The following is a 14,056-nucleotide window of genomic DNA, read 5'->3' as shown; positions in this document are numbered from 1 at the left end:
TTTCGATGACGATTCTGGAGACCGAGCGCCGCCCGGCCGACTCACCGGTGGACCGCGCCAGTTGGACCACTCCGGCCGGGGTCACCGTCACCCGGGCCACCGAACGCCGCGCGGGCGCCCGGGCCGCCATGGCGGAGCTGACCCGGGCCCTCGACCAGCGGCGCGGCCTGCTCGTCCACCGGGGCCCGCACCGGGCCGTCGGATACGTCGACCCGCCGGTCGAACTGGCACTGAGCGGCGACGAGTTGACGGTGTCCGCGAACAACGCCCGGGGCCTGGTGCTGCTCGGTGCGCTGCGCACCGCGCTCACCGGGGTGCTGACCGGCGTCACCGGGCACCCCGAGGGCCTGACCGGCCGCGTCCCGGCGCCGGCCGCCCACTTCGCCGAGGAGGAGCGCACCCGGCAGGCCGGGGCGTTCCGCGCGGTGCGCGCCGTGCTCGACGCCATGGCCTCCCCGGCCGACCGGCTGCTCGGACTGTACGGCGCCTTCGGCTACGACCTGGCCTTCCGGCTGGAGCCGATCGAGCTGTGCCGCCCGCGGCAGACCGGCGACCGCGATCTGGTACTCCAACTTCCCGACCAGATCCATGAGTTCGACCTGGAAAGCGACGAACTGAGGATTCACCGCTACGAGTTCGCCCACCGCGGGCTGACCACCCCCGGGCTGCCCGGGACGACCGCCGCCGAACCCTTCACCCCCGGGGTGCCGGAGCTGGAGCGCGACCACCCGGTGGGCGGCTACGCCGAGGTGGTGCGGCGGGCGATGCCGCTGTTCCGCTCCGGGGACCTGTTCGAGGTGGTGCCGGGCCAGGTGTTCCACCGGCCGTGCCCCGAGCCCCCGTCCCGCGTCTTCGCCCGGCTGTACGCCGGGAACCCGGCCCCGCACAGCCTGCTGGCCAACCTGGGCCGCGGCGAGTACCTGGTCGGTGCCTCCCCGGAGCGGTTCGTCCGGGTCCGGCCGGACGAGGCGCACGGCCTGCCGCGCACCCTGGTCGAGAGCTCCCCGATCAGCGGGACCATCGCCCGCGGCCGGGACGCGCTGGAGGACGCCGACCGGATCCGCGAACTGCTCGGCTCCGTCAAGGAGGAGTCCGAGCTGACCATGTGCACCGACGTCGACCGCAACGACAAGGCCCGGGTCTGCGTACCGGGCACGGTGCGGGTCACCGAGCGCCGCCGGATCGAGCTCTACTCCACGCTCATCCACACCGTGGACCGGGTGGAGGGCGAGCTGCGCCCGGACCGGGACGCGCTGGACGCCTTCCTCACCCACCTGTGGGCCGTCACCGTGACCGGCGCCCCCAAGCTGCCCGCGATGCAGTTCATCGAGCGCACCGAGCGCTCGCCGCGCCGCTGGTACGGCGGGGCGGTGGGGCAGCTCGGCTTCGACGGCGGCCTGGACACCGTGCTGACCCTGCGCACCATCCAGATCCGGGACGGCGTGGCCACCGTCCGGGCCGGCGCGACCCTGCTGCACGACTCGCGGCCCGAGGCGGAGGAGGCGGAGACCGAGCTGAAGGCCGCCGCGCTGCTGCGCGCGCTGGAGGGGCCCGCCGCGGCCGCCCGCGCCCCGCGGCGGACCCGCCCGGCCCTGCCGGGGCGGGGCAAGCGGATCCTGCTGGTCGACCACCGGGACTCCTTCGTCCACTGCCTGGCCGACTACCTGCGGCAGACCGGCGCCGAGGTGGCCACCTACCGCAGCGGCCGCCACCTCGACGTGCTGGAGCGGGAGCGGCCCGACCTGCTGGTGCTCTCCCCGGGGCCCGGCCGCCCGGGCGACTTCGACCTCGGCGCCACGCTCGCCGCGGCCGACCGGCTCGACCTGCCGGTGCTGGGCGTCTGCCTCGGACTCCAGGCGCTCGGCGAGCACTTCGGCGCCACCCTGGAGACCCTGGACCGCCCGGTCCACGGCAAGGCCTCGCGGGTCACCGTCACCGTGCCCGGCTCCCGGCTGTTGGCCGGCCTGCCGCCGGTCTTCGAGGTCGGCCGCTACCACTCGCTGCACGTGGCGGCCGGCACCCTGCCCGCCGAACTGCTGGTCACCGCCCGGACCGACGACGGCGTGGTGATGGCGCTGGAGCACCGCCACCGGCCGCTCGCCGCGGTGCAGTTCCACCCGGAGTCGATCATGACCGCCAAGGGTGCCGTCGGCCGCCGGATCATCGAGAACGCCGTCACCGCCCTGACCGCCCCGGGCCCGGGGACCGCCCCGGGCCCGTCCACCGACGGAGAGGAGAGCGGCGTCCGCCCGGTCGCCGCGCAGCGCACGCCATGACCGTCACCTCGCCCGGCCTCCCGCTCGACCTGGAGCTCGCCCTCGGTCCGGCCGCCCCGGCCCGGCCCGGGCGCCCCGCGGCCCAGCGGCCGCACTGGCCCGACCCCACCGAACTCGGCGCGGTACGGGCGGAACTGGCCGCCGCGCCGCCCCTGGTGCTCCCCGAGGAGTGCCGGACCCTGCGCGGCCGGCTGGCCGCGGCCGCCCGCGGCGAGGCCTTCCTGCTCCAGGGCGGGGACTGCGCCGAGACCTTCGACGGCGCCTCGGCCGACCAGGTGCGGGCCAAGCTGCGCACCCTGCTCCAGATGTCCGCGGTGCTCGGCTACGCCGCCTCGGTGCCGGTGGTGAAGGTCGGCCGGATCGCCGGGCAGTACGCCAAACCGCGCTCCCAGCCGTTCGAGGAGCGCGACGGGGTGTCCCTGCCCAGCTACCGGGGCGACGCGGTCAACGGCCGGGCCTTCACCGCCGCCGCCCGCCGCCCCGACCCGCGCCGGCTGATCCGCGCCTACCACTCCTCCGCGGCCACCCTGAACCTGCTGCGCGCCCTGACCGGTGGAGGCTTCGCCGGACTGCGCCAAGTGCACGAGTGGAACCGGGAGTTCGTGGCGAGCTCGCCCGCCGGACGCCGCTACGCGCGACTGGCCGACGAGATCGACCGGGCGATGCGGTTCCTGGACGCCTGCGGGGCCGGCGGCCGGGCGCTGGACACCGCCGAGTTCTTCACCAGCCACGAGGCGCTGCTGCTGGACTACGAGGAGGCGCTGGTCCGCACCGATCCGCGCACCGGGCGGCGCTACGGCTCCTCCGGGCACCTGCTCTGGATCGGCGAGCGGACCCGCCAACTCGACGGCGCGCACCTGGCGTTCGCCGCCGAGGTGGGAAACCCGGTCGCGGTCAAGCTGGGCCCGACGACCACGCCCGAGGAGGCGCTCGCCCTGGTCGAGCTGCTGGACCCGGAACGGGAGCCGGGCCGGCTCACCTTCATCACCCGGATGGGCGCGCGCCGGATCCGGGAGGTGCTGCCCCGGCTGGTGGAGCGGGTCGCCGCCGCCGGCGCCCCGGTGCTCTGGGTCTGCGACCCGATGCACGGCAACACCTTCGGGACGGCGAGCGGCCACAAGACCCGGCGGATGGACGACATCCTGGACGAGGTGCGCGGCTTCTTCGAGGTGCACCGTGCGCTGGGCACCCATCCGGGCGGACTGCACGTCGAGTTGACGGGCGATCAGGTGACCGAGTGCCTGGGCGGCGGCGACCGGCTCGACGAGCGGGACCTGCGGCGGCGCTACGAGTCCGCCTGCGATCCGCGGCTCAACCACGGGCAGTCGCTGGACCTGGCCTTCCTGACCGCCGAGCTCTACCGGGCCGGCTGAGCCGGTGGCCGCCTCAGGCCGTTGCAGCTCATTGCCACGCCCGACACGGCGTGCGGCGGTGGGGCGGTCGGCAGGATGGTGAACCCCGCATGCGCGTCGTGAGTCCTGCCGTTCGAGGAGTTGTCGTGTCCAGCGCCCCACCCGCCCTTCCGAGCCCGCCGGGCCGCCGCGCGCCGAGCGGGGCGGCCGCTTGAACGCGCACCCGGCGGACCGGGACGCGCTGCGCTTCCACGCCTGCCTGCTGTGGTCCCACGGCCGCCCGCCGGTCCTGGACGAGCGGGAGCTGGCCGAGACGATCCAGGTGGTTCTGATCGAGGAGGTCGAGCAGTGGATCGACCAGCTGTTCCGCTCGGCCGCCGGCCCGTTCGGCGTCGGGCACGTCGTCAGGCCGGCCATGGAACGGGACGGCGTCGCCGGGCGGCTGCTGCGCACCGTCCCGCGCGAGCTGCGGCGGTGGCTCTCCACGGAGGGCTTCGCGCCGGACCTCGCCGCGGCCGCCCTGGCGCGGGCGACGGCGCAGGCGCGGCGCGACGTCCAGCGGCTCGGCAGATCCCCGCTGGTGCGGCCGGAGGTCCGGGGGGCGAGGCTGGCCGCGCACGTCGAACTGCTGGCGGTCCTGGCGCTGGCGGCGCGGCCGATGCTCCCCGGCTGGTCGGCGTTCATCGCCGGGCAGCTCGGGGTCCCGGCCGACCTGCGCCGGTCGGCCGGTGGACGGCTGGTGCGGCCGGGGCGGCGGCTGCCGGCCGAGCTGCCCGGCTACTTCCGGCTGCCGCCGGAGGTCTGACCGGGGAGCTGTCCACAGCGGGCCATTGACACTTCCGGCCGCCGAAATCGCTTACGCCGGGCACCGGGCATCGGTGAGGATCCTTCCAGGAGAACCACGCACCGCCACGGGGCCCGCCCGGGGTCCACGACCGGAAGGAAGACCATGCGTCTCGCCCGCCACGCCGCCCTCCTGCTGCTGACCCTGCTCGCGGTTCCCGCCGTCGGGCTGACCGCCGCCACCGCCGCCCAGGCCGCGACCGTGGCGGTGTCCGCTCCGGGCACCACGGAGTGGTGACCGGTCCCCGCACCGGTTCTTGCACTGGTTCTTGCACCGGTCCCCGCACCGGAAACGAGCCGCCGCGCGGACGACTTCCGGTCGGCGCGGCGGCTCCGCGCCGCTCTCCGCCGGGAAATGAGACAACCGGCGGGAGCACATTGCATTTCTATACCAATCTCTGAATATGATTGGCCGCCTGCGTGGGAGGCTAGTAGCTGGCCAGGGGGAAGGCGCTCGTGCTCGGACTGGACGGATTGACGGAAGCGGTCTACCGGCAGTTGCTCCGCACCGCCGGACGGCGGACCGGAGAGCTGGTGTCCGACCTCGGGGCGGACGAGGCGGAGGTCCGGGAGGCGGTCTCCCGGCTGACCGACATGTCGCTGATCCGGCGCTCCTGGGAGGACGCCGATCTGCTGCTGCCGATCAGTCCGGAGGTGGCGGTGCGCGCACTGCTCGCCGACGAGGAGGAGCAGCTGCTGCGCCAGCGCCAGGAGCTGGAGCGCCGCCGGGCCGCCATGGCGCACCTGGTGTCCGAGTACGCCACGGTGGGCTACGTCCCCGGCAGCCACGGGCTGCAGCGCCTGGAGGGCATCGACGCGATCCGCACCAGGATCGAGGAACTCACCTGCCGCAGCACCACCGAGATCATCTCCTTCAGCTCCGGGCTCTACGAGCCGGCCGCGCTGGAGGCCGGGCGGGCGACCGACCGGGCCGCGCTGGAACGCGGGGTGGCGCTGCGCAGCGTGTACCTGGAGAGCATCCGCAACCACCCGCCGACGCACGAGCACGTCCGCTGGCTCACCGAGAGCGGGGCCGAGATCCGCACCACGCCGGTGCTGCCGCTGACGATGATCATCTTCGACCGGGAGGCCGCCCTGCTGCCGGTCGACCCGGCCGACCGGGAGCAGGGCGCCCTGGTCCTGACCGGCAAGAGCATGCTGGTCGCGCTGCTGGCGCTCTTCGAGCGGTACTGGGACGGCGGCACCCCGTTCGGCGCTCCGGTGAACGACCCCGGGGACGGCGAACTGACACCCTCCGAGCGGGAGTTGCTGCGCCTGCTGGCCAAGGGGATGACCGACGAGGTGGCCGGGCGCCACCTGGGGGTCTCGCTGCGCACGGTGCGCCGGCGGATCGCCGAGCTGGCCGGGCGCCTCGACGCGACCAGCCGCTTCCAGGCCGGGGTGCTGGCCGGCCGGCGCGGCTGGGTCTGAGCCGCCCGACCCCGAACCGCCCGGCCCGACCCCGAGCCGCCCGGCCCGGGCTCAGCGCCCGCGCGCGGCCGGGCTGACGGAGGTCAGGTGGAAGTCGGGGATCCGCAGCGGCGGCATCGCCGTCCGGGGGAAGTGCGCGCCGAACTCGCGGGCCAGCGCCCGCTCCGTGCGGCCCGCCCCGGTGGCACGGGCGAGCAGGGAGACCGGGGACTCGGCGAAGCGGAAGTCGTCCGTCTCGGCGGTGATCTCCCCGTCCTCGACCAGGTAGACCCCGTCCCGGGTGAGGCCGGTCAGCGACAGGGTGGCGGCGTCGGTCCGGCGCATGTACCAGAGGCAGGTCAGCAGCAGGCCGCGCCGGGTGGTGCGGACCATCTCGGCGAGCGAGGCGGTGCCCCCGCCGTCGAGGACCAGGTTGCCGACCGCCGGGCGCACCGGCAGGCCCAGCCGGGCGGCGCCGGCCCGGCTGGTGAGCAGCGAGGTCAGCACGCCGTCCCTGATCCAGTCCACCGGGCCCAGCGGGAGGCCGTTGTCCAGCGGGTCGGAGCCGGCCTGCACGGCGCCGCCGAAGACGTCCGAGACGGCGCCCCGGGACAGCACGAAGGGCGGGCACTCCAGGCCGGGTTCGGCCGGGTCGCTGCGCAGGGTGAGCGGCAGGGCGGCGAGCCGCTCGCCCAGCCGGGTGCCGCCGCCCGGGCGGCCGAAGACGGTGCGGCCCTCGACCGCGTCGTCGGCCCCGGCGACCCGGTAGGCGGTGATCATCAGGTCGGCCACGGCGCCGGGCGGGAGGATCACCTCGTACCGGCCGGGCGGCAGCGGCCGGTACGGCAGGGCCCGGCGCAGCCGGTCGGTGGTCAGTGACTCCAGGGCGGCCAGGTCGACGCCGCCGAGGTCGGGCCCGACCGTGCCGGCCCAGGCCGACCGGGTGCCGTCGGACGAGCGGGCCTGGAGTTCGAGGGTGCCGGTGGGCTGGGTGTGGCGCAGCCGCAGGCCGGTGGAGGAGCCGAGCCGGGTGGTGACGGTGGTGTGGTGGGCGAAACCGGCCAGCGGGGTGGCGGCGCGCCGCTGCCAGTCGGCCAGGGCCGGGACGAGGTCACCGAGGCGGTGCGGGGCGGCCGGCTCCCCGTCCGCGAAGTCACCCGCGAAGCCACCCGTGACGGCAACCGTGGCGTCACCCGCGAAGTCACCCGCGCCGCCGGGGAGTCCGGGGCCGAGGGGCTCGACGCTCCCGCCGCCCGGCGGCGCCTGCCCGGCCGCCGCCTCGGCGGCCCGGACGAGGGCCTCCAGCCCGTCCGGCCCGACGCCGGTCGCGGAGCGGCTGCCGAGCGCCGTCCCGCCGCCGCCCGGGACGGCCGACAGGACCGTGACCCGGCGCCCGTCCGCGCTGCCGTTGGCGGTCAGGTCGCCGTCGGACCAGCGCAGCCAGGTCTCGGTGGAGTCGTCGACGACCACCGTGCAGTGGGCGGCCCGGGAGTGCCCGAGGGCCCGTTCGATCAGTTCCCGTGCCGGTATCAACGGGGGTTCGCTCCAGTCGTGTTGAGGACGTTGACCTGGCGGAAGAGGGCCGCGGGGGAGCCGTGCCCGGCGGGCGCGACCTGGACGGGCTGCCCCTTGCCGCAGTGGAACGCCCCGCACAGCAGGTAGGTCCCGGGCCCGCCGACCGCTTCGAGGGACCGCCAGAAGTCGACGGTGGTGGACTGGTACGCGGCGTCCCTGACCTGCCCCGCCAGCCGTCCGTCGCGGATGCGGTGGAAGCGCTGGCCGGTGAACTGGAAGTTCTGCCGCCGGGTGTCGATCGACCAGGAGTCGTCGCCCACCACGTAGATCCCGTCCCGGACCCGGGACAGCAGCGCGTCGAGGTCCGGTCCGTCCGGTGCGGGCCGCAGCGAGACGTTGGGCATCCGCTGGAGCGGCGCCCGGTCGAAGCCGCCCGCGAAGGCGCAACCGTTGGAGCGCGGCAGCCCGGCCCGGGCGGCGGTGCCGCGGTCGACCTGGAACCCGGTCAGCATGCCCTCCCGGACCAGGTCCCACTGCTGGGCGGCCACCCCCTCGTCGTCGAAACCGACGGTGGCCAGGCCGTGTTCGGCCGTGCGGTCCGCGGTGACGTGCATGGCGGGCGAGCCGTAGCGCAGCTCGCCGAGCCGGTCGGGCGTGGCGAAGGAGGTGCCGGCGAAGGCCGCCTCGTGGCCGATCGCCCGGTCCAGCTCGGTGGCGTGGCCGACGGTCTCGTGCAGGGTCAGCCACAGGTTGGTCGGGTCGATCACCAGGTCGTAGCTGCCCGGGGTGACCGAGGGTGCCGCCGCCTTCTCCGCCAACAGGTCGGGGAGCGCGGCGAGTTCGGTGTCCCAGTCCCAGCCCTCCCCGGTGAGGTACTCCCAGCCCCGCCCGGCCGAGGGGGCGGTGGTCCGCAGGCTCACCAGAGCCCCCGACCGGGGGTCGGGCCGGTACGCGGTGAACTCCGGGAGCACGCGCACCCGTTGCTGGACGGTCGAGGTTCCGGCGGTGTCCGCGTAGTACTTGCTCTCCCGGACGGCCTGGAGGGCGGCGTCCACGTGTCGCACCCCGGCGCCGGCCAGCAGTGCGGCGCTGCGCTCGGCGAGCAGCGCCGTCCGCTCCCGCGGGGAGAGCGCGAACGGGTCGACCCGGTACGAGGAGACCCAGACGCGGTCCCGGTGGACCGGCTCCGGGGCCGGTTCGGTCCGGGCCCGGGTCAGCGGCCGGGCCGCCGCCGCGGCGGCCACCGCCCGCTCGACCGCGGCGACCGCCGCTTCGGCGGTGTGTTCGGTGCCGGCGGCGAACCCCCACACGCCCTGGTGCAGGACCCGCACCGCGAAGCCGGTGGCGACCGTGTCGAAGGCGCCGGTCAGCCGGGCGTCGCGCAGCCGCCAGGAGGCGTCGCGGACCCGCTCGAAGCGGAAGTCGGCGTGCTCCGCGCCCAGTTCGACGGCCCGGCCGAGGGCGGCCTCGGACAGTCGGCGGTAGGGGAGCCGGGTGAACTCCGGGTCCGGCTCAGGCACGGGCCGCCTCCCCGTCCTGGTCCGGGCCGTCGACCGGTGTGCCGGTCCGGCCGTCGTGGTCGGGCTGCCTGTCGTGGTCGGGCTGTCCGTCGCGGCGGGCGAACACCGCGATCAGCACGGCGCAGGCGGCGAGCAGCCACCACAGGGCGGCCGCCGAGCGGTCCAGGGTCACCGTCACCAGCAGCGGCGCCAGCGCGTTCGCCAGCCCGATGAACATCTGGTTGAAGGCGAGGTAGGAGCCCCGGTGCGGCTCCGGTGCCAGCGAGGTGAGCAGGGTGAGGACGGCCTGCGAGGTGATCAGCTCGCCGAGGGTGTAGACGGCCATGGCGACCGCGAGCACCGGGATCCGGACGGCGGAGCCCAGGCTCCCGGCGACGGCCAGCGCCGCGAGCAGCGCGATGTGCAGCACCGACCCGACCGCCACCAGGGCGCCCGGGCGGTAGCGCTCCAACCGGTGGGCCACCGGGACCTGGCAGAAGGTGAGCAGCAGGGTGTTCACCGCGAACAGGGCGCTGACCGTCCACGGCGGCATGGACAGCCCGTGCAGCAGGTGCACCGGCAGGGCCGTCTCCACCCCCACCGCGATGATCCACAGCCCGGCGCCGGCCGCGACGACGGCTCGGAAGGGGCCGTTGCGCCAGGGCTTGGCCGTCCGGGCGCCGGGCCGGTCGGCGGGGTCCGTCCGGCCGCCCGGCAGCGCCAGGTAGAGCAGCGAGGTGACGGCGATGCACAGCGCGTTCGCCAGGCCCACCGCGACCAGCTTCCCGCCGGTCGCGGTGGCGACCAGCCCGGCGGCCAGGGCGCCCAGGCTGAAGCCCGCGTTGAACATCGCGCGGGACAGCGCCAGCCAGGGCCCGCGCGGCCCGTCGCCCGCGAGCACGGTGGCGAGCACCGGGCTCGCGGCCTGCTCGGTGCGCATGGTCAGGGCGACCAGCACGCTCAGGCCCACGAACTCCGGGAAGGAGCCCACCAGCGGGAAGGCGGCGAAGGCCGCCGCCCGGACGGCCGTACTGACGAAGAGCACCCGCTTGGGCCCGAACTCGTCGATCCGGCGGCCGACCCACGGCATCAGCGGCAGCGCGATCAGCGCCGCCGCGGTCAGGCCCACCCCGATCCGGGACAGCGAGACGTGCAGCACCGACTGGAAGAACAGCAGCGCGAACGGGTAGTAGACGCCCATCCCCACCGCGTTGGCGAAGCCGGCCGCCGCGAACGGCGCCGCACCGCGGCCGCGCGGCAGCGCGGCGGTGAGCGAGCTCAGCACGGTTCGTCCGCCGGGCGCACCTCGGCCGTCAGCATCAGCGCCGCCGTCTCCGCCCAGCGGGCCGCCTCGGCCGGGGTGTCGGCCCGCACCACCAGGTGCCCGAGGACGTCGGCGTTGCTGCGCCCCCGGCGCACCTCGGTGCCCGGCCGGGCGTAGAGGTCCACCGCGAGCACGCCGGGCAGCCGCTCCACCAGGTCCACCCCGCCGAACCCGTCCAGCACCCCGCCGTCCACCGCGGTCAGGTAGCGCGAGGCGGCCGCCGCGTTCCGGCTGACGGACAGCTCCGGCTCCAGGCCCGCGTGCAGGCGCAGCACCTCGGCCAGCAGGTCCAGCCCGGTGGCCTCCCGGATGATCCGGCCGATCTGGGCGCCGGCCATCCGGGCGTTGACCTCGACCAGCCGGGGGCCGTCGGCGGTCATCTTGATCTCCACGTGGGCGGCGCCGAAGTCGTGGCCGATCGCCCTGAGCGCCGCCAGCGCCACCGCGACGGCCTCGTCCCGTACCGCGTCCGGGAGTTGGGTCGGGAAGGTCTCGCCGATCTCCACGAAGTACGGGTGCGGGGCGAGTGCCTTGTCCGTCACCCCGACGACCTGCGGGCCGGCGCCGGTGGTGAGGACCTCCACGCTCAGCTCGTACCCGGTCAGGTACTCCTCGACGAGGACGCCGCCGGGCTTGGCGATCCCGCGCATGTCGAGCGCCGACTCGGTCAGCAGCCCGTAGTGCCCGGCGACCTCCTCGGCCGTCCGGCACAGCCGGACACCGATGCTGGCCGCCTCGGTCAACGGCTTGACCACGCAGGGGAACCCGACCGACTCGGCGGCCCGGACGGCCTCCCGCGCCGACATCGCCCGGACGAACCGGGGCGCCGGCACCCCGTGCTCCAGGCAGACCTCGCGGGTGCGCAGCTTGTTGCGCGCGGCGTGCGCCGCCTGCGGGGCGAGACCGGGCAGCCCGAGCGCCCGGGCGGCCTCGGCGACCACGGTCACGTAGTAGTCGATCACCGCGAGCGCGCCGCACAGTTCGCCGCGCTCCTGGTACGGGCGCAGCGCCTCGGTCACCGCGGCGCCGTCCGTGGTGTCGGCGGACACCACGGCGTGGACGGTCCGCTCGATGAGCTCCCGGGACGCGTCGTCGACGGCGTACCGGCCGAGGTCGTCGGTGACCAGCACCGGGCGGAGGCCCAACTCCCGGGCGCGGATGAGGGGCTGGAGTCCGTACTCGCCCCTGCCGGTCTCGACGATGGCGATCACAGGGCCGTCGGTCATGGAGTCCTCGATGGTCGTTCGGGGGAGGGGGTCAGACGCCCAGCGGCAGCAGGTAGCCGTACTGGGTCTCGGCCGTGCAGCCGCGCGAGAGCTTGGTGTCCTCGCTGCCGAGGCCGAACTGGATGGCGCCGATGCCGCGCCGGGCCGCGGCCTCGACCGGGAAGTAGTAGACGGTCTCGAAGTACAGCGCGAGCTTCTTCTCCGACTGGTAGGCGTAGTCGAACCCGCTCTGCCGGGCGTACCAGTGGCCCCGGAACTCCAGCAGGGTGGCGAAGCCCCGGATCGCGCCGTCGGCCTCGGCCAGCACCACCAGGACGTCCTCGCCGAAGGCGGCCAGCATCTCGCCGAGCACCTCCTCGGTCTGCGCCGCCGTCCAGGTGATCCCGTACTTGGCCATCAGCTGCGCCTCCAGCTCGCCGAGCCGGGGGACGAGCCCGGCGCTCAGCGGCTCGATCCGCAACTCCACGCCGGCCGCCCGGATCCGGCGCCGCTCGGCCTGCACCGAGCGGCGCCGGGTGCCGGAGAAGCCGGTCAGGTACTCCTCGAAGCCGCCCGGCCCGACGGCGAGCGTGCTGTAGCGGCCCGACTCGTGGCGCAGGTAGCCGCGCGCCTCCAGCACCGCGCGCAGCGGGGCGTCGCCCTCCTCGACGAAGGGGAACGCGACCGAGGCGGCGCCCTGTTCGGCGGCGAGCTCCTCGGCCCGGGCCACCAGCGCCTCGATCGCGGCGCGGCCGGTGCCGGCGCGGGTGACCACCCGGCTGCGCCCCATGTGCCGGCCGCCGCAGACCAGGGTGGGCAGCAGGCTGTCGGCGGGCGGGCCGGGCAGCGCCGCGAGGATCTCCGCCGCGCCGGGGCGGCCGGCCTCGGCGCTGAACCCGAGCAGGGTGTCGGGGCGGCCCAGCACCCAGGGCGCGGTGGCGTCGGCCAGCGCGGTGGCGAGCCCGGCGGTGGGCACCCCGTCCTCGTCGTGCAGCAGGTAGCGCATCGGGCAGCCGGCGGTGCGCTCGGCGACCTTGAGCCAGCGCTCCCCGAGGTAGAGGTCCTCGGGGCGCAGCAGTTCGGCCCAGCCCCGGCGGGCTACCTCGGCGGACTCGGCGGTCTCGAAGCCTGCGGCGGTCATGACGGTGCTCCCGACGGGTAGGTGAAGACGCAGCCGGTGCGCACCTCGGGGTTGAGCCCGTAGTTGACGACCGCGCTGTGGGCCGCCGGAGCGGCTCGCACATCGGTTCCGGCGTAGCCCTCGGGGGTGAAGAACACGCCCCAGACGGCGTGCCAGTCCTCGGTCCGCCCCGTCTCCGGGGAGACCACGGGTTCCGGGGCGGGGCGCACCCGCCGCTGGACCGCGTAGTGCTGCCGGACGCCCTCGTCGAGCGCCGTGTGCCACGCGCCGTCGTCCAGCCGCCAGCCGGGCACGATGCCCCGGCCGCCGAAGTCGCGCAGCGGCTTGAGGATCAGCTCCCGGCGCCGGTCGCGGCAGTACTCGACGGTGTCCGCCGTCAGCAGGAAGGTCGGCGGGAGCACCCGGTCGACCGTCGCCGCCTCCTCGGCGGTGAGCAGCTGCCGGGTCGCCGGGTCCGAGAGCAGCGCCATGGTGCCCTTGTTGGAGAACAGCGAGCCGTTGATCGGGGACCAGAGCAGCGCCCGGCCCTCCTCGTGGGCGCGGAACAGCACCTCGGCGCGGGCGGCGGTGACGGCGTCCGCGCAGACCTCGTCGACGTTGAAGAAGCGCAGCACCACGTCGACCGGCGTGCCGTCGAGCAGGACCCGCCCGGAGCGCTCGCCGACGTCGTCCAGCTCGCCGAGGCGGAACGCCAGGCCGAGCCGGCCCATCATCTCCTGGAAGCCCAGCAGCAGGTGGCGGTACCTGGCCAGGCCGCCCCGCCCGCAGACCAGCGCGTAGCTCGCCGGGCCGTCCCCGGCTCCGGGCCGGGCGGCGGCCAGCATCCGCAGGATCCGCTCGCCGGTGTGGACGTAGCCGAGGCCGTGCTCCCCGGCGAAGGCGCGGAAGGCGGGCGTCTCCATCAGGACCCGCTGCATCTCGGCGCGGTCGGTGCCGCCCAGGTTGCTGGCCATGTTGATCTCCAGCAGCCGGAAGGCGCTCCCGTCGTGGAGCACGTCGGCCCGGCCGTAGCGGACCAGCGGGCCGACGGCGAACCGGCGCAGCACCGCGGCCCGGGCCGGGTCGATGCCGAGGTGGTCGCAGTAGCGGCCCAGGTCCGCGTCGAACAGCCGCTGCGGGATCGACTCCAGCAGGTCGACGAACGCGTCCAGGTCCCGGGTGAAGGCCCGCAGCTCGCCCTCGGGGACGAACAGCGGGCGGGCCAGCATCCGTTCGGCCCAGCAGTCCCGGAAGGCCGGGGGGTAGGCGGCGGTGCGCACCACGTCGAGCAGTGCGCCGCCGGGTCGGGCGCAGTCCTTCAGGTACTGCTCGGTGACCTGGTCCACGCGCCGGGGCGCGGCGGGCCCGGCGCCGGTCACGGGGTCACCGGCACAGCGGCCGGGGCGTCGGGGAGGCCGAGGAACTCCTCGGCGGGGTGCGGCAGTTCGTCGGCGTGCCGGTCGAACTCGGCGGTGCTCATGGTGGGTTCTCCATCCCCGGTGGTGAAAGGTC

11 protein-coding genes are annotated in these 14,056 nt (G+C 75.6%); 5 read left to right on the top strand and 6 right to left on the bottom strand.

What is annotated here, in order from left to right; genetic code table 11:
* Positions 1 to 5: 5 nt before the first annotated feature.
* From ACFRAR_RS20690 to ACFRAR_RS20670, 5 genes are all read left to right on the top strand, one after another.
* Complete coding sequence (locus ACFRAR_RS20690) at positions 6 to 2,276, top strand: anthranilate synthase component I (protein WP_380699579.1); 2,271 nt, start codon at positions 6 to 8, stop codon at positions 2,274 to 2,276.
* Entirely contained in the window at positions 2,273 to 3,649 is a 1,377-nt protein-coding gene (locus tag ACFRAR_RS20685) for a class II 3-deoxy-7-phosphoheptulonate synthase (RefSeq protein ID WP_380699578.1), read from the top strand. The genes ACFRAR_RS20690 and ACFRAR_RS20685 overlap by 4 nt, the downstream gene beginning before the upstream one ends.
* Positions 3,650 to 3,839: 190 nt before the next feature.
* Complete coding sequence (locus ACFRAR_RS20680) at positions 3,840 to 4,433, top strand: hypothetical protein (protein WP_380699577.1); 594 nt, start codon at positions 3,840 to 3,842, stop codon at positions 4,431 to 4,433.
* A 144-nt stretch (positions 4,434 to 4,577) separates the two neighbouring features.
* Positions 4,578 to 4,709, top strand: a complete 132-nt coding sequence (locus tag ACFRAR_RS20675; protein WP_380699576.1) for a hypothetical protein — start codon at positions 4,578 to 4,580, stop codon at positions 4,707 to 4,709.
* A gap of 218 nt (positions 4,710 to 4,927) precedes the next feature.
* Positions 4,928 to 5,902 carry a LuxR C-terminal-related transcriptional regulator gene (locus tag ACFRAR_RS20670; RefSeq protein WP_380699575.1) on the top strand — a complete coding sequence of 325 codons (975 nt, stop codon included), beginning with the start codon at positions 4,928 to 4,930 and terminating at the stop codon, positions 5,900 to 5,902.
* Positions 5,903 to 5,953: 51 nt separating this feature from the next.
* Here ACFRAR_RS20670 and ACFRAR_RS20665 read toward each other — a convergent pair whose 3' ends face one another.
* The 6 genes from ACFRAR_RS20665 to ACFRAR_RS20640 are packed head-to-tail and all read right to left on the bottom strand — an operon-like array spanning position 5,954 to position 13,923.
* On the bottom strand, positions 5,954 to 7,414 hold the full coding sequence (locus ACFRAR_RS20665; RefSeq protein WP_380699574.1) for a metallopeptidase TldD-related protein: 1,461 nt from the start codon (positions 7,412 to 7,414) through the stop codon (positions 5,954 to 5,956).
* Positions 7,411 to 8,916 (bottom strand): TldD/PmbA family protein, encoded by a 1,506-nt coding sequence (locus tag ACFRAR_RS20660; protein ID WP_380699573.1) that lies wholly within the window; start codon positions 8,914 to 8,916, stop codon positions 7,411 to 7,413. Before ACFRAR_RS20660 ends, ACFRAR_RS20665 begins: the two co-directional genes overlap by 4 nt.
* Positions 8,909 to 10,180, bottom strand: coding sequence for an MFS transporter (locus ACFRAR_RS20655; protein ID WP_380699572.1), 1,272 nt, complete (start codon positions 10,178 to 10,180; stop codon positions 8,909 to 8,911). Before ACFRAR_RS20655 ends, ACFRAR_RS20660 begins: the two co-directional genes overlap by 8 nt.
* Positions 10,174 to 11,445, bottom strand: a complete 1,272-nt coding sequence (locus ACFRAR_RS20650; protein WP_380699571.1) for an ATP-grasp domain-containing protein — start codon at positions 11,443 to 11,445, stop codon at positions 10,174 to 10,176. The genes ACFRAR_RS20655 and ACFRAR_RS20650 overlap by 7 nt, the downstream gene beginning before the upstream one ends.
* Positions 11,446 to 11,476: 31 nt before the next feature.
* On the bottom strand, positions 11,477 to 12,565 hold the full coding sequence (locus ACFRAR_RS20645) for a GNAT family N-acetyltransferase (RefSeq protein WP_380699570.1): 1,089 nt from the start codon (positions 12,563 to 12,565) through the stop codon (positions 11,477 to 11,479).
* Positions 12,562 to 13,923 (bottom strand): hypothetical protein, encoded by a 1,362-nt coding sequence (locus ACFRAR_RS20640; RefSeq protein ID WP_380699569.1) that lies wholly within the window; start codon positions 13,921 to 13,923, stop codon positions 12,562 to 12,564. Before ACFRAR_RS20640 ends, ACFRAR_RS20645 begins: the two co-directional genes overlap by 4 nt.
* Between the last annotated feature and the right edge of the window lie 133 nt (positions 13,924 to 14,056).

Origin of the sequence: Kitasatospora sp. NPDC056651, from assembly GCF_042792155.1 — a bacterium.
Classification (GTDB): Bacteria; Actinomycetota; Actinomycetes; order Streptomycetales; family Streptomycetaceae; genus Kitasatospora.
This window is presented reverse-complemented; position numbering and strand designations above follow the sequence as displayed.